Origin of the sequence: Halobacterium litoreum (genome assembly GCF_021233415.1) — an archaeon.
In the GTDB taxonomy this organism is placed as follows: domain Archaea; phylum Halobacteriota; class Halobacteria; order Halobacteriales; family Halobacteriaceae; genus Halobacterium; species Halobacterium litoreum.
In genome coordinates this window covers 2,450,044-2,469,113 of sequence record NZ_CP089466.1, presented here as the reverse complement: position 1 = coordinate 2,469,113, position 19,070 = coordinate 2,450,044, and the positions used below count along the sequence as shown (strand labels likewise).

General features: G+C 69.2%; 20 protein-coding genes. 10 read left to right on the top strand and 10 right to left on the bottom strand.

From position 1 onward, the window contains the following. Positions 1 to 15 precede the first annotated feature (15 nt). The 3 genes from LT972_RS13535 to LT972_RS13525 are packed head-to-tail and all read left to right on the top strand — an operon-like array spanning position 16 to position 2,649. Positions 16 to 1,209 carry a DUF7282 domain-containing protein gene (locus LT972_RS13535; RefSeq protein ID WP_232570908.1) on the top strand — a complete coding sequence of 398 codons (1,194 nt, stop codon included), beginning with the start codon at positions 16 to 18 and terminating at the stop codon, positions 1,207 to 1,209. A gap of 54 nt (positions 1,210 to 1,263) precedes the next feature. Then, positions 1,264 to 2,268, top strand: a complete 1,005-nt coding sequence (locus LT972_RS13530) for an AAA family ATPase (RefSeq protein ID WP_232570907.1) — start codon at positions 1,264 to 1,266, stop codon at positions 2,266 to 2,268. A 30-nt stretch (positions 2,269 to 2,298) separates the two neighbouring features. Continuing rightward, entirely contained in the window at positions 2,299 to 2,649 is a 351-nt protein-coding gene (locus tag LT972_RS13525) for a hypothetical protein (protein WP_232570906.1), read from the top strand. Here the strand turns inward: LT972_RS13525 and LT972_RS13520 are convergent, their stop codons facing one another. Beyond that, the gene (locus LT972_RS13520) at positions 2,650 to 3,612 is read right to left on the bottom strand and encodes a TIGR01177 family methyltransferase (RefSeq protein ID WP_232570905.1); all 963 of its coding nucleotides are present in this window, start codon (positions 3,610 to 3,612) and stop codon (positions 2,650 to 2,652) included. 115 nt (positions 3,613 to 3,727) lie between these two features. Here LT972_RS13520 and LT972_RS13515 point away from each other — a divergent pair, with 115 nt between their 5' ends. The 3 genes from LT972_RS13515 to LT972_RS13505 all read left to right on the top strand — a co-directional run bounded on the left by LT972_RS13515 (position 3,728) and on the right by LT972_RS13505 (position 5,082). After that, entirely contained in the window at positions 3,728 to 4,288 is a 561-nt protein-coding gene (locus LT972_RS13515; protein ID WP_232570904.1) for a TATA-box-binding protein, read from the top strand. A 3-nt stretch (positions 4,289 to 4,291) separates the two neighbouring features. After that, positions 4,292 to 4,651: a DUF7473 family protein gene (locus LT972_RS13510; RefSeq protein ID WP_232570903.1), complete on the top strand. Its 360-nt coding sequence runs from the start codon at positions 4,292 to 4,294 to the stop codon at positions 4,649 to 4,651. A gap of 74 nt (positions 4,652 to 4,725) precedes the next feature. Continuing rightward, complete coding sequence (locus LT972_RS13505) at positions 4,726 to 5,082, top strand: hypothetical protein (protein ID WP_232570902.1); 357 nt, start codon at positions 4,726 to 4,728, stop codon at positions 5,080 to 5,082. Here LT972_RS13505 and hisG read toward each other — a convergent pair whose 3' ends face one another. Continuing rightward, positions 5,083 to 5,931, bottom strand: coding sequence for an ATP phosphoribosyltransferase (gene hisG / locus LT972_RS13500; protein WP_232570901.1), 849 nt, complete (start codon positions 5,929 to 5,931; stop codon positions 5,083 to 5,085). It abuts the gene before it with no gap. 236 nt (positions 5,932 to 6,167) lie between these two features. Here hisG and LT972_RS13495 point away from each other — a divergent pair, with 236 nt between their 5' ends. The 3 genes from LT972_RS13495 to LT972_RS13485 all read left to right on the top strand — a co-directional run bounded on the left by LT972_RS13495 (position 6,168) and on the right by LT972_RS13485 (position 9,860). Then, a complete protein-coding gene (locus tag LT972_RS13495) occupies positions 6,168 to 7,463 on the top strand; it encodes an amidohydrolase (RefSeq protein ID WP_232570900.1) in 1,296 nt (431 codons plus the stop codon). A 51-nt stretch (positions 7,464 to 7,514) separates the two neighbouring features. Beyond that, entirely contained in the window at positions 7,515 to 8,471 is a 957-nt protein-coding gene (locus LT972_RS13490) for a hypothetical protein (RefSeq protein ID WP_232570899.1), read from the top strand. Between the two features lie 108 nt (positions 8,472 to 8,579). After that, positions 8,580 to 9,860 carry an adenosylhomocysteinase gene (locus LT972_RS13485; protein WP_232570898.1) on the top strand — a complete coding sequence of 427 codons (1,281 nt, stop codon included), beginning with the start codon at positions 8,580 to 8,582 and terminating at the stop codon, positions 9,858 to 9,860. Between the two features lie 39 nt (positions 9,861 to 9,899). On the opposite strand, the gene LT972_RS13480 is transcribed toward LT972_RS13485, so the two are convergent. The 3 genes from LT972_RS13480 to leuS all read right to left on the bottom strand — a co-directional run bounded on the left by LT972_RS13480 (position 9,900) and on the right by leuS (position 13,990). Continuing rightward, entirely contained in the window at positions 9,900 to 10,109 is a 210-nt protein-coding gene (locus LT972_RS13480; RefSeq protein ID WP_232570897.1) for a DUF7535 family protein, read from the bottom strand. A 41-nt stretch (positions 10,110 to 10,150) separates the two neighbouring features. Beyond that, complete coding sequence (locus LT972_RS13475) at positions 10,151 to 11,071, bottom strand: sodium:calcium antiporter (protein ID WP_232570896.1); 921 nt, start codon at positions 11,069 to 11,071, stop codon at positions 10,151 to 10,153. A gap of 81 nt (positions 11,072 to 11,152) precedes the next feature. Next, complete coding sequence (gene leuS, locus LT972_RS13470; protein ID WP_232570895.1) at positions 11,153 to 13,990, bottom strand: leucine--tRNA ligase; 2,838 nt, start codon at positions 13,988 to 13,990, stop codon at positions 11,153 to 11,155. A gap of 159 nt (positions 13,991 to 14,149) precedes the next feature. On the opposite strand from leuS, the gene LT972_RS13465 reads away from it, so the two are divergent. Further along, complete coding sequence (locus tag LT972_RS13465) at positions 14,150 to 14,614, top strand: hypothetical protein (protein ID WP_232570894.1); 465 nt, start codon at positions 14,150 to 14,152, stop codon at positions 14,612 to 14,614. Here the strand turns inward: LT972_RS13465 and LT972_RS13460 are convergent, their stop codons facing one another. From LT972_RS13460 to LT972_RS13440, 5 genes are all read right to left on the bottom strand, one after another. Then, positions 14,615 to 15,004 carry an Hsp20/alpha crystallin family protein gene (locus tag LT972_RS13460; protein ID WP_232570893.1) on the bottom strand — a complete coding sequence of 130 codons (390 nt, stop codon included), beginning with the start codon at positions 15,002 to 15,004 and terminating at the stop codon, positions 14,615 to 14,617. Positions 15,005 to 15,115: 111 nt separating this feature from the next. Further along, the gene (pheA, locus tag LT972_RS13455; RefSeq protein WP_232570892.1) at positions 15,116 to 15,922 is read right to left on the bottom strand and encodes a prephenate dehydratase; all 807 of its coding nucleotides are present in this window, start codon (positions 15,920 to 15,922) and stop codon (positions 15,116 to 15,118) included. A 47-nt stretch (positions 15,923 to 15,969) separates the two neighbouring features. Then, complete coding sequence (locus tag LT972_RS13450) at positions 15,970 to 16,122, bottom strand: hypothetical protein (RefSeq protein ID WP_232570891.1); 153 nt, start codon at positions 16,120 to 16,122, stop codon at positions 15,970 to 15,972. A gap of 54 nt (positions 16,123 to 16,176) precedes the next feature. Beyond that, complete coding sequence (gene lpdA / locus LT972_RS13445) at positions 16,177 to 17,601, bottom strand: dihydrolipoyl dehydrogenase (RefSeq protein ID WP_232570890.1); 1,425 nt, start codon at positions 17,599 to 17,601, stop codon at positions 16,177 to 16,179. After that, on the bottom strand, positions 17,601 to 19,070 hold the full coding sequence (locus LT972_RS13440) for a dihydrolipoamide acetyltransferase family protein (protein ID WP_232570889.1): 1,470 nt from the start codon (positions 19,068 to 19,070) through the stop codon (positions 17,601 to 17,603). The genes lpdA and LT972_RS13440 overlap by 1 nt, the downstream gene beginning before the upstream one ends.

Here is a 19,070-nt window from a genome sequence, read left to right as displayed (position 1 = left end):
GGTGTGTCCTTACACATGAACGTACGCAGACTCGCAGTCATCGCCGTCGTCGGCGCGCTCGTCCTCTGGGGCGGCGCGACGGCGGCCACAGCATCGCACGCGACAGCAACCACAGACACCACCGTTGACGCGACGACAGCGACCGTCCAGGAAGCGAACGCGACCGTCGCCTTCGACGACCAGACCGTCGAGGACGGCACCGTCACCGTCCGGAACGTCACGCTGCCCGAGGGCGGCTACGTCACCATCCACGACGACACGCTCTTCGAGGGCGACGCGCTCGGGAGCGTCGTCGGCGTCTCCGAGTATCTCGACGCCGGCACCCACGAGAACGTCACCGTGACGCTCTACGAGGGCGTATCCGGCGCGGACTTCGAGAACGCCACGCCGCCGAACGGCAGCGAAGTGCTCGTCGCGATGCCGCACCTCGAAACCGGCGACGACGAGACCTACGACTTCGTCGCGACGAACGGGAGCGAGGACGGCCCGTACACTACCGGCGGGCAGGCCGTCGTCGACAGCGCGAAAGTGACCTTCGGCGACGCCGAAGAGACCCGGACGCGCGGCATCGTCGTGTCGAACCTCGTCGCACCGAACTACGCCGCGCCGAACTCCACGGTGACGGTCGAAGCGACGCTCGTCAACGAGGACCCCGCCGAGCGCACCGAGGACGTGGCGTTCCGCCTCGAAGGCGGGAGCGTCGACGTCGTCGTCCACGAACGCGTGACCGTCCCCGCGAACAACGAGACGACGGTCACCTTCGAGGTGGACACCACCGGCGTCCCGACGGACGAGTACATTCACGGCGTGACGACGTACAACTCCAGCGAGTTCGCGACCATCACGGTCACGGAGAACGCGCAGGTCGACATCGACGAACAGGAGACCAACGGCTCGACGGTGACCGTCGACGAAGCCTACCTCCCGGAGGGCGGCTACGTCACGATTCACGACAGTTCGCTCCTCGACGGTGAGGTCACGGGGAGCGTCGTCGGCGTCTCCGAGTACCTCGAACCCGGCCACTACGAGAACGTCGAGGTGACGCTGGACGAGGCGATGGCCGAGGACGACACGCTCATCGCGATGCCCCACCTCGAAACCACGGACGACGAGACGTACGACTTCGTGGACAGCGAGGGCGAGGACGACGGCCCGTACGTGACGAACGGCCAGCCGGTGACGGACGCGGCGAACGTCACCGTCGCCTGACTCCGACTCGCCGGACCGACTCTTTCTTTGCCCCGTAGCGGCTACCCGTAGCCGATGGACGCTCCGCTGTGGACCGACACGCACGCGCCGACGCTCGCGGACCTCCCGCAGGCGGACGTGCGGGACCGCCTCCGCGACGCCGTCGACGAACCCGTGAACCTCGTCGTCTACGGGCCCGAGGGCGCCGGGAAGACGGCGGCGGTGCGCGCGCTCGCCGACGAAGCCCACGCGGACCCCGAGAACGACCTCGTGGAACTGAACGTCGCTGACTTCTTCGGCATGACGAAAAAGGAGGTCAGCGAAGACCCGCGTTTCGCCTCCTTCATCGACTCGAAGCGCCGCCGGAACTCCTCGAAGGCCGACCTCATCAACCACGTCCTGAAGGAGTCCGCGAGTTACCCGCCGGTCTCCGGCGACTACAACACCATCGTGTTGGACAACGCCGAGGCCATCCGTGAGGACTTCCAGCAGGCGCTCCGGCGCGTGATGGAGCGCCACCACGAGGCGACGCAGTTTGTCATCACGACCCGCCAGCCGTCGAAACTCATCCCGCCGATTCACTCGCGGTGTTTCCCCGTCTCGGTGCGCGCGCCGACGCCCGACGAGACGGTCGCCGTCCTCCGCGACATCGTGGAAGCCGAGGGCGTCGACCACGACGAGGACGGCCTGGAGTTCGTCGCGGGGTACGCCGAGGGCAACCTCCGGAAGGCGATTCTCGGCGCGCAGACCACCGCCGAGCAGGCGGGCGAGGTGACGATGAACGCTGCCTACGAGACGCTACAGGACGTGGGCGCCGACGACGCCGTCGAGTCGATGCTCGACGACGCCGAGGCCGGCGACTTCACGGACGCCCGGAAGACCCTCGACGACCTGCTCGTCGACGAGGGGATGGACGGCGAGGAAGTCCTGCGCGAACTCCTCGACGTCGGGCGCTCCCGGTACTCCGGCGACGAACTCGCACAACTCCACCGGCTCGCGGGCGACGTGGAGTTCGACCTCACGCAGGGGAACAGCGACCGCATCCAACTCGGCCGCCTGCTCGCGGAGTTCGGTCGGTAGATTTTCTACGCGCCGCGACCGACGGACACTGTGTCTCTGGCCGACCAACTGGAGCGCGTCGGTATCGTGCTCGGGTCGATACTGATGGTGGCGCTTCCCGTGTCGCTCGTCCTGCAGGCGGTCGTGCCGTCGAGTACGCCGTGGTGGGGGTTGTTCGCGCTGCTCGCGCCCGGCTTCGTCGTCGGGTGGGCGGTCGCCGCCGAGCAGGCGCCCTTCGACTACGACACCGTCTGGTTCGTCTGTTTCGCGGGCTACCTCCTCGCGACCGGCGTGATGCTCGCGCTCGGCCTCCAGCCGCTGGGCGAGCACCGGGCGGCGGCGCTCGCCGTCGTCGCCGTCTCGGTGGTCGTGGCGGCGGTCGTGGATTACTACCGGCCTTGACTACGCGAGGACGAGGACGTACCGCGTGAGCGACCGGTGGACGCGGCGCTCGAACCGGGATTCGACCGTCCAGCCCGCGGCTTCCGCTTCCTCGCGCCAGTCGCGGTCCGCGACGAGCACGCAGCGGTCCGCGACCCGGCGGACCTCCGCGAGCGCGCCGCCCACGAGGTCCGAGAGGTCGTGGGTCTCGATTTTCGACTGGCGGCCGTAGGGCGCGTCGAAGACGGCGGCGTCGACGCTGTCGTCCCGGAGCGGGAGGCTGGTGGCGTCGGCGCGCGCCACGTCGAAGGAATCGAGGAAATGCGCGAGGTTCTCGCGGGCGCCCCGCGTCATCTTCGCTTGCGCGTCCGTGCCGAGCGGTCGCGCGCCGAGCAAGCCCGCCTCGATGAGCACGCCGCCGGTCCCGCACATCGGGTCGAGCACGCGGTCGCCCGGGGTGACTCGGGCGAGGTTGCAGACGGCGCGCGCGAGCAGGGGGTCCATGCTCCCCGGCTGGAAGAACGGGCGGTCGGTGGGTTTCCGGTCGCCGTAGTCCCGCACCGACTCGACGGCCAGCCAGCCGAGATGACACTCGTCCCCCGAGAATAGTGCGCGCAGTTCGTGGTCCGGGTCGTCGAGGTCCACCTCGAAGCCGCGGTCCACGAGGACGCCGCCGAGCGCGCGCTCGGCCTTCTGGGTAGCCACCTCGGTCGTGTTGCGGACGTTGCGCGCGCGGACGGCGACGGTGCCTTCACGGTCGATTGGGGCGTCGCGGAGCGCGTCGACCGCGGACTCGACGCTCGCGTCGGTGTCGGCGACCGACCCGCTGGCACGGTGGGCGTACGCGAGGCCGGCGAACCGCTCGCGGTCCACGGTGTCGGCGACGGCGAGGCCGGGGGCGACGACGCGGGCGTCGGGGGCCGCGGCGCGCGCTTCGGCGGCGGCGAACTCGTCGTCGTCGCCGCCGAGTTCGATGACGAACACGCGGGCAGGTCGGCGCCGGCGGGCAATCAGACTACCGGCCTCGCGGGGTATATGAGAGGATACTGCCCGGACTACCAACCTTTATAAACCTTAAATACGTGATTTAAGGCGAACGATGACCGACCCCAAGGAAACCATCAACATTGAAAACGTGGTCGCCTCGACGGGAATCGGGCAGGAGCTCGACCTCCAGAGCGTCGCCATGGACCTCGAAGGCGCCGACTACGACCCCGAGCAGTTCCCGGGGCTCGTCTACCGCACGCAGGACCCCAAGAGCGCCGCGCTCATCTTCCGGTCCGGTAAGATCGTCTGTACCGGCGCGAAGTCCACCGACGACGTCCACGAGAGCCTCCGCATCGTCTTCGACAAACTCCGCGAGCTCTCCATTCAGGTCGAGGACGAACCCGAAATCGTCGTCCAGAACATCGTCACGAGCGCCGACCTCGGACGCCAACTCAACCTCAACGCCATCGCCATCGGCCTCGGGTTGGAGAACATCGAGTACGAGCCCGAGCAGTTCCCCGGCCTCGTCTACCGCCTCGACGAGCCCGAGGTCGTCGCGCTCCTGTTCGGCTCCGGCAAACTCGTCATCACCGGCGGGAAGAAGCCCGAAGACGCCGAACACGCCGTCGACAAGATCGTCTCCCGGCTCGAAGAACTCGGTCTGCTCGAGTAGGCCGTGGCAGTCGAACCCGCCGCGGGAACCCTCCCCCAGTTCGTCGGGACGTTCCTCGCCGGCTGGGTGGTGTTCGCGTTCACCGCGCACGCCGCCGCGACGTACATCCTCGGGGACGTACCGTGGCAGCGCGCCGCGCTGGTCGGCCTCGCGCCCGCCGTCGTCACCGTGGCGCTCATCCGGTACAGCCCCCTGGTCATCGTCGCGGTCAGCCTCGCCGCGGACTTCGCGGCCGTCCACGCGGTCTACCGCGTGAAGTACCGCACCACCGCGCTCGTCGTCGTGATGCACTACGTCGTCACGCTCGCCGTGGTGTTGCTGATTGCGAACCTGGTTGCGCTCCTCGGCACCGCGCCGGGGTGAACCGCCGCGGGTAGATTCGCAGGGCGAGAGAACGCCCGCCCCCGTTTTTTGTCCGGTAGGTACACGCTTCGCGTATGAACGACTACGAGCGCCAAGCCCTCCACGCGAGCGTGCTCACGCTCGCAGCCGCCGCGCTCGCGTACGCCGCCTCCTTCGTCCACCGGCCCGGCCCAGACGTGGCGGCGGTGTTCGCCATCGCGGCGGTGCTGTTGCTGTCAGCGTACTACTTCTTCGGGGAACCGCGGCGCATCGCCGGCGCGTGGGTGGCGCCGACGACTGCCGCCGTTCTCGCGATAGCAAGCGCGACCAGCCACGAGATGCGCCTCGCCGCCATCGCGCTCGCCGCGCTGAGCGTCGTCGGGTTCGTCTCCTACCCCGTCACCGCGTCCGCCGCGCGCCTCGGCGAGCGCGCCGGCGACTACCTCCGGTAACTACTCCACGAGGCGCTCAATTTCCGTCACGAGAATCCCCGACGCGCCCTCCCGCTTGAGGTCGTTGACGGCCTCGAACACGTCGCGCTCCTCGACGACGGCGTGGACGGCGACGGTGTTCGGTTCGTCCACGTCGAGCACCGTCGGGCCGCCGAGGCCCGGAATCACGTCCTCGATGGCGTCGAGGTTGTCCTCGGGCGCGTTCAACATCAGGTAGCGCTTCCCGTCGGCCTGCAGGACCGACTGGAGCGCGGTCGTCACCTGCTCGACCTTCGGGTCGTCGGCCACGTCGTCGCGGGCGAACAGGCGCACCGAACTCTGGAGGACTTCGTCCACGATTCCGAGGCGGTTCACGCGCAGCGTCGTCCCCGTGGACGTGATGTCGACGATGGCGTCGGCCATCTCGACGTGGGGCGTGAGTTCCGTCGCGCCCGTCACCTCCACGACTTCGGGGTCGACGCCGAGGCCGTCGAAGTAGTCCCGAGTGATACGTGGGAACTCCGTGGCGACGGTCTTCCCGGCGAGGTCGCCGGGGTCGGTGATGTCGCCGTCCTCCGGCGCGGCGAGGACGAGGCGGCACTTCCCGAAGTCGAGGTCGAGGCGCTGTTCGACGTTGTCGACGCCCGATTCCTTCACTTGGTCGAGACCTGTGATACCCACGTCGGCGGCGCCGTCCGCGACGTACTCCGGGATGTCCGCCGCTCGCGCGTACAGGACGGTTATCTCGGGGTCGACGGTGTCGGCGTACAACTGTCGGTCGGCGCCGTTCTCCACGCCGATGCCGGCGCGGTCCAGCAGGTCCAGCGTCGGGTCGTGGAGGCGGCCCTTGTTCGGCACGGCAATTCGCATGTCCCCTCTTTGGCGGGGTGCGGGGAACTAGGTTTTGCCTGTCCGTCCGTTGTCACAAACTATTAGTACGGGGATGGTGACACTTCTATTGGGCGTATACTATCGGTATACGTCCGTCCCTGCCCCCACGCCGCACCCATCCCGAGCCAACAGGGGGCGCTCGCACTCCCCCGGTGCGGGCGCACTTTCTGACGCGTCCCGACAGATTCACACGACAGTCAGGCGAAGCCTCCGCCATGACTACGCTCCGAATTGCGGGCGGCTCGGTGCTCCGCCCCGACATGTCCGTCTCCGAGGGCGACGTGCTCGTCGACCAAGACGCCGGCGAGATTCTCGCGGTCGGCGACACCGACGGCGCCGACGAGGTGCTCGACGCCGACGGCTGTCTCGTGATGCCCGGCCTCGTGAACGCCCACGGCCACGCCGCGATGACGCTGCTGCGCGGGTACGCCGACGACAAACCGCTCGGTGCGTGGCTACAGGAAGACATCTGGCCGGCCGAGGGCGAACTCGGCCCCGAGGACGTGCGCGCCGGCGCCGACCTCGCGCTCGTGGAGATGATTCGCTCGGGCACCACCGCCTTCGCGGACATGTACTTCCACGTCCCCGAGGTCGCCGCCGCCGTCGACGAGGCGGGGGTCCGGGCGCGACTCGGGCACGGTGTCGTCACCGTCGGGAAAGACGAGGAGGAAGCCATCGCGGACAACGAGGAGAGCCTCGAAGTCGCCCGCGAGTTCGACGGCGACGCCGGCGGCCGCATCGAGACGGCGTACATGCCCCACAGCCTGACCACGGTCGGCGAGGAGTACCTCCGCGAGTTCGTCGCGCAGGCCCGCGAGGCGGACGTGCCGGTCCACTTCCACGCCAACGAGACGCGCGACGAAGTCGACCCAATCGTCGACGAGCGCGGCGTCCGCCCGCTCGAGTACGCCGACAGCGTCGGCCTGCTCGAAGACGGCGACTTCTGCGCGCACGGCGTCCACAGCGACGCCGACGAAATCGAGTTACTCGCCGAGCGCGACGCCGCCGTCGTCCACTGCCCGGCGTCGAACATGAAACTCGCGTCGGGGATGGCGCCCGTCCAGCAGATGCGCGAGGCCGGCGTCACCGTCGCGCTCGGCACCGACGGCGCCGCCTCCAACAACGACCTCGATTTGTTCGACGAGATGCGGGACGCCGCGATGCTCGGCAAACTTGCCGCCGACGACGCCGCCGCGGTGCCCGCCGAGGCCGCCGTGGAGATGGCGACGGCGGGCGGCGCGGACGCCCTCGGCTTCGACTCCGGGCGAATCGAGCCCGGCGCGAACGCCGACCTCGCGGTCGTCGACTTCACAGCGCCCCATCTCACGCCCGTCCACGACCACGTCTCCCACCTCGCGTACGCCGCCACCGGGAGCGACGTGCGCCACACGATTTGTGACGGCTCGGTGCTGATGCGCGACCGCGACGTGCTCGCGTTCGACGAGGCCCGCGTCCGCGAGCGCGCCCAGCAGCGCGCCGCCGCGGTCGCCGAGCGCGCGCGAGACGTGTAAGCAGAACTGCCATCAGACTTAACGCAGTCTTTTGGTAACTGAACGGACGCAATGCGAACGGCAGGGCACACAGTGCTGGTCGCCGCCCTCGTCGTCGCGGCCGTCGCCTTCGTGCCGGGTGGCGCGATGGCGGCCGACGGCCTCGACGTGAGCGGCGACCAGACCGACGACGGCACGGTCGACGTGACCGTGACACAGAACGGGTCCGCGGTGGCGAACGCGACAGTCACCGTCGAAGCAGTGAACAACACGACGTACGCCGGGACGGGCACCTACGAGACCGACGAGAACGGCACGCTCGGTCTCGTCGCGCCCGAGCAGAACGTCACGGTGAACGTCACCGCGTCCGCCGACAACGCGACGGGTTCGACGACGCTCGACCTCGTCGCGCCGACCGACGAGGCCGACCTCTCGGTCGCCGTCTCGCAGGCCACCGACGGCTCCGCGACGGTGTCCGTGACGAACGCCACCGGCGCCGGCGTCGCGAACGCGTCGGTCGCCGTGACCGCCGTGGACAACGCGACCTACGCGGGCAGCGGGGACTACACCGCCGACGAGAACGGCACGGTCGACCTCCCGGCGCCCGAGCAGAACGTCACGGTCGACGTGACGGCGTCCGCGAACGACCGCACGGCGTCCACCACGACGACGCTCACCGTCGCCGAGGAGGGCGACGAGAACGAGACCGATTCGTTCGGCGCTCGCGTCTCCGCGTACGTCGGCTTCCTGCAGGCGAACGGCAACATGAGCGGGCACGCGGTCGCCGAGTTCGTCACCGCGAACAACCCCGGTGCGGACAACCGCCCGGACCACGTCGACCCCGGTCCGAAGGACGACGGTGACGAGGCAGACGAGGAAGACGAGTCCGAGGACGGCGACGACGCCGACACCGAGGACGACGAACGCGGCAACGGGAACGGTAACGGCAACGCCGGCAACAACGGGAATGGAAACAACGGGAACGGCAACGGCAACGGCAACCCCGGCAACGGGAACGGTCCGCCGTAGCCCGCCCCGACTCTTCTCGCCGTCCGCGACTTGCCGACCGCGGTGTCGGTAGCGGTTCGCGGTGACGGCTTCGGTAGCGTTTTGAGTTCGGTCGCCGTCTCCCGTCGTATGACAACACCGTCGATTAGCGACCGACTCGACGACGTCGAGGCGGCCCGCGAATCCGGTCGAAAGAAAATCGACTGGGCGTTCGAACACATGCCGATTCTCGGTACGCTCCGCGAGGAGTTCGAGGCCGACCAGCCCCTCGCCGGCGAGACGGTCGGGATGGCGCTCCACGTCGAGGCGAAGACCGCCGCGCTCGTGGAGACGATGGCCGCGGGCGGCGCGGAGGTCGCCATCACCGGCTGTAACCCCCTCTCGACCCACGACGACGTGAGCGCCGCGCTCGACGCTCACGACTCCATCACGAGTTACGCCGAGCACGGCGTGGACGACGACGAGTACTACGAGGCCATCGACGCCGTCATCGGCCACGACCCGACCGTGACCGTCGACGACGGCGGCGACCTCGTCTTCCGCGTCCACGAGGAACACCCCGAACTCATCGACACCATCGTCGGCGGCACCGAGGAGACCACCACGGGCGTCCACCGCCTGCGCGCGATGGACGACGACGGCGCGCTGGAGTACCCCGTGTTCGCGGTCAACGACACGCCGATGAAGCAACTGTTCGACAACGTCCACGGCACCGGCGAGGCCTCCCTCTCGAGCATCGCCATGACCACGAACCTCTCGTGGGCGGGCAAGGACGTCGTCGTCGCGGGCTACGGGCAGTGCGGGAAGGGCGTCGCGAAGAAGGCCTCGGGCCAGAACGCGAACGTCATCGTCACGGAAATCGACCCGCGGCGCGCGCTCGAAGCCCACATGGAGGGGTACGACGTGATGTCGATGGACGAGGCCGCGGAGGTCGGCGACGTGTTCATCACGACCACCGGCAACCGCGACGTCATCGTCGAGCGCCACTTCGAGCAGATGCAGGACGGCGTCGTCCTCGCGAACGCCGGCCACTTCGACATCGAAATCGACCTCGAGGCGCTCCGGGACATCGCGGACTCCCAGCGCGAAGTCCGTGACGGCGTCCGCGAGTACGAACTCGACGACGGCACCCGCGTCAACGTGCTCGCGGAGGGCCGCCTCGTCAACCTCGCGACGCCCGTCAGCCTCGGCCACCCGGTCGAGGTCATGGACCAGTCCTTCGGCGTGCAGGCGGTCTGCGTGCGCGAACTCGTCGAGCACGGTGAGGACTACGCGGCCGGCGTCCACGAGGTACCCGACGAACTCGACCGGCGTCTCGCGGAAATCAAACTCGACGCCGAGGGCGTCGGCCTCGACGAACTCACGGACGAGCAGGCCGAGTACATGAACTCCTGGCAGCACGGCACGTAAGCCGACGCTTTCTCTCTGCGACCCAGCAGCGCCGACTCGTTACTCGCCGCCCACCTGTCCGCTGACGAAGTCGGCGACTTTCGAAATCAGCCAGACCACCAGAACGAACGGGAGCAGCGGGACGAGGACGGCGAGCAGGCCGAGGAACACCATCCATCCGACGGTGGTCATCTCCGCGTCGGGCCGGGACCGGTACGGTGGGGTGACGGTGCGAAGGACGCGCTTGGCGGGTTCTGGGGCGACGCTCATGCGAAGTGGTTGGGCGTCCGACAGGGTAAGCGTTGCTCGGGTCACGCGACGACCACCCAGCGCGCCGCCTCCGCGAGCACGAGCACGGCGCCCTCGCGTCGCCCGAGCGTGCGCCGCGTGAGAAGCGCCAGCGCCGCGAGCAGGGAGGCGCCGGCGAGCCACCACAACTGCGGCGCCACACTCGCAGTCGGCGCGATGGGGCCGGCGAGCGCCGCGGCGCCGAGCACGCCGGTCGGCCGGAAGACGTTGCTCCCGACGACGTTCCCGACGGCGATGCCGACGCGTCCACGGCGCGCCGCGAGCACGTTCGTCGCGAGTTCGGGCGTGGACGTGCCCGCGGCGACGATGGTGGTGCCGACGACCCACGTGGAGACGCCGGCGGCGGCCGCGAGCGAGGTCGCCGACTGCACCAGTAGGTCGCCGCTCGCGAGCACGAGCGCGGTGCCGGCGACGAGCGCGGCGACCGTCCACCGCGTCACGGGTTCCGTCTCGACGTCGGGTTCGACGGGGTGTTCGATGCGCGCGAACGCCGGGAGCGACGCGAGCCACGCGAGACAGAGCACGACGCCCTCGAACTGGGAGACGGAGCCGTCGAGCAGGACGAGCGCGGGGACGCCCGCGCCGACCGCGAGCAGGGCGGCGTTCCGGCCGGCGCTCGCGCGCGTCACGCCGAGTGGCACGACGAGCGCGGTGACGCCGAGGACGAACGTGGCGTTGAACGCGTTCGCGCCGACGACGTTCCCGACGGCGACGTTCGGGTAGCCCGACAGCGCGGCGTCCACCGTAACGACGAGTTCGGGGAGGGAGGTGCCGACGGCGACGACGGTGAGGCCGATTGCGGCCTCCGAGACGCCGAGGCGGCGCGCGATTGCGGCGGCGCTCTCCACGAGCAGGCGCGCGCCCGCCCAGAGGCCCACGACGCCCGCGAGGACGCCGAGTGACGCGAGCAGGACGCTACGCATCGCCTCGCTCGCGGCGCTCGCTGGTCGAAGGCTGCACGCGAGGAACTACCGCGGCGACCGGAAAAAGTGTTGTCTACGGTACTATTCGAGGTCGATGGCGGGCCGGAACGGCACGGCGCGGGACGCGCGGTCGCTGTCGGCCTCGCTCTCGGGCACCACGTCGACCGTTGCGTCGAACGCCTCGGCGAGGTAGCCGGTCGCGCGCTCGTAGACGTCGCGTTCGTCCACGTCGTCGAGCGCCGCGAGTTCGTCGTCGTCGCGCTCCCGGACCTGACTCACGAGGTCCTGGGCGAGGTCGTTGACGGCGTCGCCGCGGTCGCGCAGCGACTCGTGTTGCATCACCCTCCCCATCACCGCGCCCACGTCCGGGCCGACCTCGCGGACCGTCTCGTAGACGGTCTGCTTCCAGTCGGCGGCGGTGTAGACGGTGATGTGGTCGGGGTCGGTGCCCGTCACGTCCACGACCTCCCGCACGTCGTCCGCGAGCGCCTCGACGAGGCGCTCCTCGGCCTCCACGCGCTCGGACTCCAGTTCGGGGTCGGGCTCCGGCCACTGGCCCTTGTCCACGTCCTCGCCGGTCAACTGCTCGTGGAGTTCGTTAGCGACGAACGGCACGATGGGCGCCAGCAGGCGGAGGCGCGTCCGCAGCACCTCGCGGAGCGTCCAGCGCGCGCCCTCGCGGTCGAGGTCGGCGCGCTTGCGGTACCACGTCAGGTGCTCCTCGAAGTGGTAGAACGCCTCCTGGCTCGCCTTCCGCGTCTGGAACGCCTCCATCGCCTCGGTCGCGTCACGGACCGTCGACTGGAGTTTCGAGAGGAGCCACCGGTCGATGCGTTTGAGGTCGCGCTCGCCCTCCGGGGCGGAAATTACGTCCTGCGCTCGCTCGTAGAACCGCGCGAGTTGGTCCTGCGTGGTGCCGACCTCGTCGCCGCGCCAGTCGAAGTCCTGCCACGGCTCCGCGGAGTTCAACAGGAAAAAGCGCACGGTGTCCGCGCCGTACTCCTCGATGGCTTCGGCGGGCAGGACGACGTGGCCCTTCGAGGACGACATCTTCTCGCCCTCCAGCAGCCCCATCCCCATGATGGTGATGCCCTGTGGCCACTTCGCCTGCTCGAACAGGTCGGTGTGGTGGAACAGGTAGAACGTCAGGTGATTCGAGATGAGGTCGTTCGCGGAGATGCGGTAGTCCACGGGGTACCAGTAGTCCCACTCCTCGCGCAGTTCGAGCGCCGTCTCGTCGGGGTCTGCGACCTCGCTCTCGCCGTAGAACAGCGTGTCGAAGAACTCGCGGTCCATCTCCTCGGCGGGCACGTCCTGCAGGCGGTGGGCGATGGTGTAGTAGGACATGTACACCGTCGAGTCCGACAGCGGCTCGATGACGAAGTCGTCGTCCCACGGCAGTTTCGTGCCGAGGCCGTAGTTCCGGATGCAGGGCCACTCGTTCAGCCAGTCGACCGTGTGGTCGAGTTGGTCGCGGGTGTTTTCGGGGACGGCGTCCAGTTCCGCGATGGCGTCGTGGGTCATCTGCTTCCAGTCCTCGTCGCTGTACGTCAGGAACCACGTGTCCTGTTTCGCGACCTCGACGTCGCCGCCACACCGACAGACGACCTCCTCGGAGAACTCGTACATCGCGTCGAAGTCGCCGGACTCCCGGAAGCTCGCCGCGAGGTCGTCGCGCACGTCCTCCACGACCTCGCCCGCGTACTCGCCGTACATGTCTTTCAGGCGGCCGTCGTGGAACTCGCGGTTGTACACCTCCTGGGTGGCCTCTTCGAGGGCCGGGTCGTCGCTCGACTCGATGCCGTAGGACTCGACGGCGGCGCGCGCCGGGAACGGGTCGTCGTAGGCGTCGATGTCGAGGATGGCCTTCGGTTCGATGGCCTCGACCTCGGCGGGGTCGATGCCGTACTCGCGCATCCGCTCGTCGTCGGCCTTCGCCTCCTGGAGGGCCATCCAGTCGTCCGGCGAGTGCGCCGGCACCGACATCACGACGCCCGTGGCGTTGTCCGCGTCGACGAACGTCGCGGGCAGGACGAGCACCTCGTCGCCCGTCACGGGGTTAGTGACGCGCTGGCCGACCAGCGCCTCCCCGGTGAAGCGGTCGAGAATCTCCACGTCGCGCTCCTGCAAGACGAGTTTCTCGGCGGCCTCGTCGCTCACCAGCCACGTCTCGCCGTCAACCTCGGCCTCGACGTAGTCGGCCTCGGGGTCGATGTAGGCGTTCGTGACGCCGTGGACCGTCTCCGGGCGCAGGGTCGCCATCGGCACCACCGTATCGCCCTTCTCGAATTTGACGAGCGTGTACTCCTGGAACTCCGCCTCCTCGCCCTCCAGTAAGTCGTGGGTGGTGACGGGGTTCTCCTCGTCGGTGCAGTACTTCACCGGGTGGAGGCCCTTCTCCAGTCGCCCGTGGTCGCGCAGGCTCTCGTACTGCCACTCGATGAACTTCGAGTAGCGCTCGTCGTTCGTCGTGAACTCCCGGCGCCAGTCGATGCTGAGGCCGAGGGACTTCATGTTGTGCTTGTAGTGGTTCTCGATGAAGTAGCGCGCGAAGCCCATCGGCGTCTCCAGTTGCTCCAGTTCGTCCTCGGGGACGTTGTACGTGTCCCGCAGGACGGACATCTGGTCTTCCTCGCGCTTCTGGAGGCGGTTCACTGCGCCGATGATGGGCGTGCCGGTGACGTGCCACGCGATGGGGAACAGGACGTTGTCGCCCTGCAGTCGTCGGTACCGCGCGTACACGTCGGGGACGGTGTACGTGCGGGCGTGCCCGATGTGCATCCCGCCGGAGGGGTACGGGTAGGGGACGGTGACGAACGTCGCGTCCTCGTCGTCGCCGTCCGGTTCTGCGTGGTAGCGACCGCCGTCCTCCCAGCGGTCCTGCCACTTGCGTTCGATTTCCCGTGGCTCGTAGGTCATACCCGAGGTGACTCCCCGCCAGTCCAAAAGCCCTCTCATAGTGACTGTCGGGCCTGTCAGATTCCGGCAAGAATTGCCACGCGGTAACACGGGACGCGATACTTCGAGCGGCCCTGCCACACACAACTGCTTTCACCCGTCCCGTCCACGAACCGGCTCGTGGGCGAGTTCGCCGACGACGTACACGCCGCGCTCCGGGACGCCCTCGCCGCCCGCGACCCCGACCGGGACTGGCAGACGGAGTGGTACGTCCGCAACACGCCCGTCGACGTGGCCGGCGTGCCCGACGCTACAGACGCGCCGCTCGTGCTCGTGGAAGTGGAGGTGCGGCGCGCCGACCCCGCGAACAACCCCGTGAAACTCGCGCGGTACGCCGACGACGGCGACTTCGACCGTCCCGTCGTGCTGGTGCAGGCGTTCACCGACTACTACGCGCTCGAAACCGGCGGTGTCTCCTCGAAACGCGAGAACGCCACGTTCGTCGGTCGTCTCGCCGCCGAGACGCTGACCGACTTCGACTACCGCGCCGTCGACCTCCCGGTCGCGCCGCCGAAACGCGGCGATACCCCGCCCGACGGCTGGCGGAACGCGGTCGAACGAGTCGCAGCGACGGTTCTCGACTGACTACTCCACGTCGACGCTCGTGGCGTCGCCGCCGGCGTTCGTCTTCGGGAGCGTCACCGTCAACACGCCGTCCGCGAACGTCGCCGACGCCTCGTTTTCCTCGATGGCCTCGGGGAGCGTGACGCTCCGGCTCGCGGACTGCTTCGTGCGCTCCCGAATCACGTAGTCGGCGTCCGCGTCCCCGTCGTCGGCCTCGTGCTCGGCGTCGACGCGGACGGTGCGGTCCTGTACCTCCACGTCGATGTTCGTCTTCTCGAACCCGGGGAGGTCGGTGCGCACCGCGAAGGCGTCGCCCGCGTCCTCCACGTCCACCGCGAGGCCGCCGTCGCGGGCGTCGTCCAGTCGTTCGAGGAGTCGCTCCACCTCGTCGAAGGGAGTACCGCGAGACATGGCTCGTCGTTCGTCTGGGTGACTGGAAAATCCCACGGCCGTTCCCACCGCACGCTCGGTCACGGTGCCCTCACGGCACGCCCCGTCACGCCGCCGGCACGCCGCGTCTCACTACGTCACGTGTTCCACGTCGTAGGAGCCGAGGCGGCGCACCCAGCCGTTCGACGCTATCTCCTCGACGTCCGCGACGGCGGCCTGCGTGCGCTCCTCGTAGAGGCCGCCCGCGACGTCCACGTGGAACACGTAGTCGCCGAGGCGCTCCCCGGACGGCCGGGATTCGACCCGCGAGAGGTTGATGTCGCGGTCCGCGAACGGCTCCAGCAGTTCGAGCAGGAGACCGGGGTAGTTCGCGTTCGGGTAGACGACGAACGACGACTTTCCGCCCGCCTCCGAGCGCTCCGCGGCGGGCGCGACGACGAAGAACCGGGTCGCGTTGCTCGTGCGGTCCTGTACGTCTTCGGCGAGCACGCGGAGGTTCCCGCCGTTGTTGTCGGGGTGCGCGATGGCCGCGACCGACGCGTCCTCGCGCGCTATCTCGACGCCGCGGGCCGTCGACGCCACTGACCGCAACTCCGCGTCAGGGTGGTGCTCGTCGAGGTAGCCCCGGCACTGCGCGAGCGCCTGCGAGTGACTCGCCACCGCGTCGAAGGATTCCCCCTGCGCGAGCAGGGCGTGCCGAATCGGCGTGACGACCTCCTTGACGACCGCGAGGTCGGTGTCCGCGAGCGCGTCCAGCGTCTCCGTCACCGACCCCTCGATGCTGTTCTCGATGGGGACGACGCCGCGGTCGGCGTCGCCCGCCGCAACCGCGTCGACGATGCCGCGCACGGACTCCGAAAACGAGATGTCGCCGTCCGAGACGGCGCTCGCCGCGCGATGGGAGTACGTGCCGGCCGGACCGAGCGTGACCGTCTGCATACCTCCCCGTACCCCGGGACGGCGGAAAAGCGCGTCGGGGTGACAGCCTACGGCAGCCCGTACCCGCCGGCGACGAGCGCGGTGCCGAACGCCGCCACCACGACGGGGAACGCGTCCGGGAGCCAGCCGGGGACGAACAGCGCGAGCAGGGTACACTGGACGCCGATTAGCATCGTCTTCGCGCCCTCGGAATCGGTCATACGGACACCGTCGCGGAAAACCGGAAAAAGGCCTGCGTTACCGACCGAGCGGCGTCACCGATTGAGCGTGTGGATGGCGTGCCCGAGCGCGTGCTCGGCGGCCTCCATCGTCGCCTCGGAGAGCGTCGGGTGCGTGTGGATGGTCGAGGCTACGTCTTCGAGGGTCGCGCCCATCTCCACGGCGAGCCCGAGTTCGGCTATCAGTTCGCTCGCTTCCGGACCCACGATTTGGGCGCCGAGGATGAACCCCGACTCCTCGTCCGCGACGACGCGCACGAACCCTTCGGGGTCGCCCGTGGTGAGCGCGCGACCGCTCGCGCTGAACGGGAACTTCCCGACGGCGGGCTCGTAGCCCTGCTCCTCGGCCTCCTCCTCGCTGAGGCCGACCGTCGCGATTTCGGGGTCGGTGAACACCGCCGCCGGCACCGCCATGTAGTCGAGCGCGGCGGGCTCGCCCGCGATGACCTCGGCGGCCACCTGCCCCTCCTTGCTCGCCTTGTGCGCGAGCATCGGGCCGGGCGCCACGTCGCCGATGGCGAAGACGTTGTCCACGTCGGTGCGCGCTTCGTGGTCGGTCTCCAGTCGGCCGTCGTCGTTCGGCTCGAGGCCGATTTCCTCGAGGTTGAGGGTGTCCAGGACGGGCTGGCGACCCACGGCGACGAGCACCTTGTCGGTGTCGAACTCCGTCGTCTCGCCGTCCTCGTCCTCGGCGGTGACGACGATGCCGTCGTCGGCTTCCTCCCACGAGTCGGCCGCGAGGCCGAAGTGGAAGTCGATGCCGAGTTCCTCGGCGCGGTCCTTGACGGGCTTCGCGAGGTCGTCGGGGTACGTCGGGAGGACGCTGTCCAGCATCTCCACGACGGTCACGTCCACGCCGAGTTTCGCGAGAACCGTCGACAACTCCATGCCGATGTAGCCCGCGCCGACGACGACCATCGACTCCGGCAGGTCGTCCATCGCGAGCGCGTCCCGGGAGTCGAGTACGTGCTCGCTGTCGAATTCGAAGCCCGGCACCTCGATGGCCCGGGAGCCGGTCGCGACGATGCAGTGCTCGTACTCGATGGTCTCCGAGCCCTGCCCGTCGCCGCCGTGGACGACGCGCAGTTTGTCGTTGCCAGCGAACTCAGCGCGGCCCTCGACGAGGTTCACGCCGTTGGCCTTGCAGAGTTTCTCCACGCCGCCGGTGAGTTGGTCGACGACGCCGTCCTTCCAGTCGACCATCTCCGCCACGTCCACTTCGGGGTCGGCGTACACGCCCATCTCCTCGGCGTTGCCCGCCTCGTGGGCCACGTCCGAGGCCGTAATCATCGCCTTCGACGGGATGCAGCCGTAGTTCAGGCAGGTGCCGCCGTAGGCGTCCTTCTCGACGAGCGTCACGTCGAGGCCGAGTTGTCCAGCGCGAATCGCCGCGACGTAGCCACCGGGGCCAGCGCCGACGACCGCGACGTCCGTCCCAGTCGAGATGTCTCCAACAACCATTATTCGAGTAACAGCAGTTCGGGGTCAGTCAGGTACTCCATCACGCGGTTCGTGAACTGCGCGGCCTCCGCGCCGTCGATGACGCGGTGGTCGATGGACAGCGACAGCGGGAGCGTCTCCGCCGCCCGCACCTCGCCGTCCTCCGCGACCGGCCGCTCGTCGATGGCGCCCAGCCCGAGAATCGCCGTCTCGGGGTAGTTGATGATGGGCGTCGCGTACTCGCCGCCGATGGCGCCGAAGTTCGTGATGGTGAACGTCCCGCCCTGCATCTCCGAGCGCGAAATCGAGCGGTCGCGGGCCTTCGCCGCGAGTTCGTTCACCTCCTGGGAGATCTCCAGCATCGACTTCTGGTCGACGTGTTTCACGACGGGGACCATCAGGCCGGCGTCCGTCGCCACCGCGATGCCGATGTTGTAGTCCTGCTTCAGCGCGATTTCCTCTTCTTCCTCGCGGAGTTCCGAGTTCAACACCGGGAACTCCTCGAGGGCCGCGACGACTGCCTTCATCACGAACGGCATGTACGTCAGTTTCACGTCCTGCTCGGCGGCGCGCTCCTTCAACTTCGAGCGCGTGTCCACGAGGTCGTCGATGACCGCCGTGTCGTGGTGCGTGACGTGGGGCGCGGTGTACTTCGATTCCGCCATCGCTTCGCCGATGGTGCGGCGGATACCGCGGTACGGCTCGGTCGTCTCGCCGCCCTCGGCGAACTCGCGGGTCGCGCCGCCCGCAGCGGCCTCGCCCTGCGCGGCCTGCCCGCCCTCGGCGTACTGCTGGACCGCTTCCGCGGTGACGAACGCCTCGCCGTCGCGTTGCTCGACCGCGGGCACGTCGTCGATGTCGACGCCGAGTTCGCGAGCGACACCGCGCGTCGCGGGCGCCGCCAGCGTCTTGTCTCGACCGGCGGGCTCGGCGCTCGCCGCGCCGCCCTCGGTGTGCTCGGCGGCCTGCTCGCCGACCGGCTCCGCGGCCTCCCGGACTTCCTCCGGCGGCTCCTCCTGCGGTTCGGTCGCGTGGCCCTCCGCGGCGGCGCGCACGTCGCCCTCGGTGACGCGACCGGACGGCCCGGTGCCCTCGACGGAATCGAGGTCCACGCCGAGTTCGCGCGCCAGTCGGCGCACGCTCGGCGGCGCGAACGTCCGCCCGCCCGCGGACTCGGTCGCGGACTCGGACTCGCCGTCGTCGGCCTCGGTCTCGCTCTCGTCCGTGGTCTCGGGCTCTTCGTCGGCTTCGCCCTCCACGTCGAACGTGACGAACACGTCGCCGACCGGCACCACGTCGCCCTCGCTCCAGTGGAGTTCCCGGACCGTGCCGTTCACGGGCGCCGGCACCTCCACCTGGGCCTTGTCCGTCTCGACCTCGGCGACCGGCTGGTCCTCGGAGACGGTGTCGCCCTCCGAGACCAGCCAGCGCACGAGCTCGCCCTCCGCTACGCCTTCGCCGACGTCTGGAAGTTTGAATTCGCGTGCCAT

Coding starts and splice junctions, on each gene's coding strand:
- pheA (WP_232570892.1), bottom strand. CDS start 15,922: ATGCAGACGGTCACGCTCGGTCCGGCCGGCACGTACTCCCATCGCGCG.
- LT972_RS13505 (WP_232570902.1), top strand. CDS start 4,726: ATGAACGACTACGAGCGCCAAGCCCTCCACGCGAGCGTGCTCACGCTC.
- LT972_RS13530 (WP_232570907.1), top strand. CDS start 1,264: ATGGACGCTCCGCTGTGGACCGACACGCACGCGCCGACGCTCGCGGAC.
- LT972_RS13485 (WP_232570898.1), top strand. CDS start 8,580: ATGACAACACCGTCGATTAGCGACCGACTCGACGACGTCGAGGCGGCC.
- LT972_RS13515 (WP_232570904.1), top strand. CDS start 3,728: ATGACCGACCCCAAGGAAACCATCAACATTGAAAACGTGGTCGCCTCG.
- LT972_RS13440 (WP_232570889.1), bottom strand. CDS start 19,070: ATGGCACGCGAATTCAAACTTCCAGACGTCGGCGAAGGCGTAGCGGAG.
- LT972_RS13480 (WP_232570897.1), bottom strand. CDS start 10,109: ATGAGCGTCGCCCCAGAACCCGCCAAGCGCGTCCTTCGCACCGTCACC.
- LT972_RS13460 (WP_232570893.1), bottom strand. CDS start 15,004: ATGTCTCGCGGTACTCCCTTCGACGAGGTGGAGCGACTCCTCGAACGA.
- LT972_RS13490 (WP_232570899.1), top strand. CDS start 7,515: ATGCGAACGGCAGGGCACACAGTGCTGGTCGCCGCCCTCGTCGTCGCG.
- leuS (WP_232570895.1), bottom strand. CDS start 13,990: ATGACCTACGAGCCACGGGAAATCGAACGCAAGTGGCAGGACCGCTGG.
- LT972_RS13535 (WP_232570908.1), top strand. CDS start 16: ATGAACGTACGCAGACTCGCAGTCATCGCCGTCGTCGGCGCGCTCGTC.
- LT972_RS13475 (WP_232570896.1), bottom strand. CDS start 11,071: ATGCGTAGCGTCCTGCTCGCGTCACTCGGCGTCCTCGCGGGCGTCGTG.
- LT972_RS13450 (WP_232570891.1), bottom strand. CDS start 16,122: ATGACCGATTCCGAGGGCGCGAAGACGATGCTAATCGGCGTCCAGTGT.
- hisG (WP_232570901.1), bottom strand. CDS start 5,931: ATGCGAATTGCCGTGCCGAACAAGGGCCGCCTCCACGACCCGACGCTG.
- lpdA (WP_232570890.1), bottom strand. CDS start 17,601: ATGGTTGTTGGAGACATCTCGACTGGGACGGACGTCGCGGTCGTCGGC.
- LT972_RS13495 (WP_232570900.1), top strand. CDS start 6,168: ATGACTACGCTCCGAATTGCGGGCGGCTCGGTGCTCCGCCCCGACATG.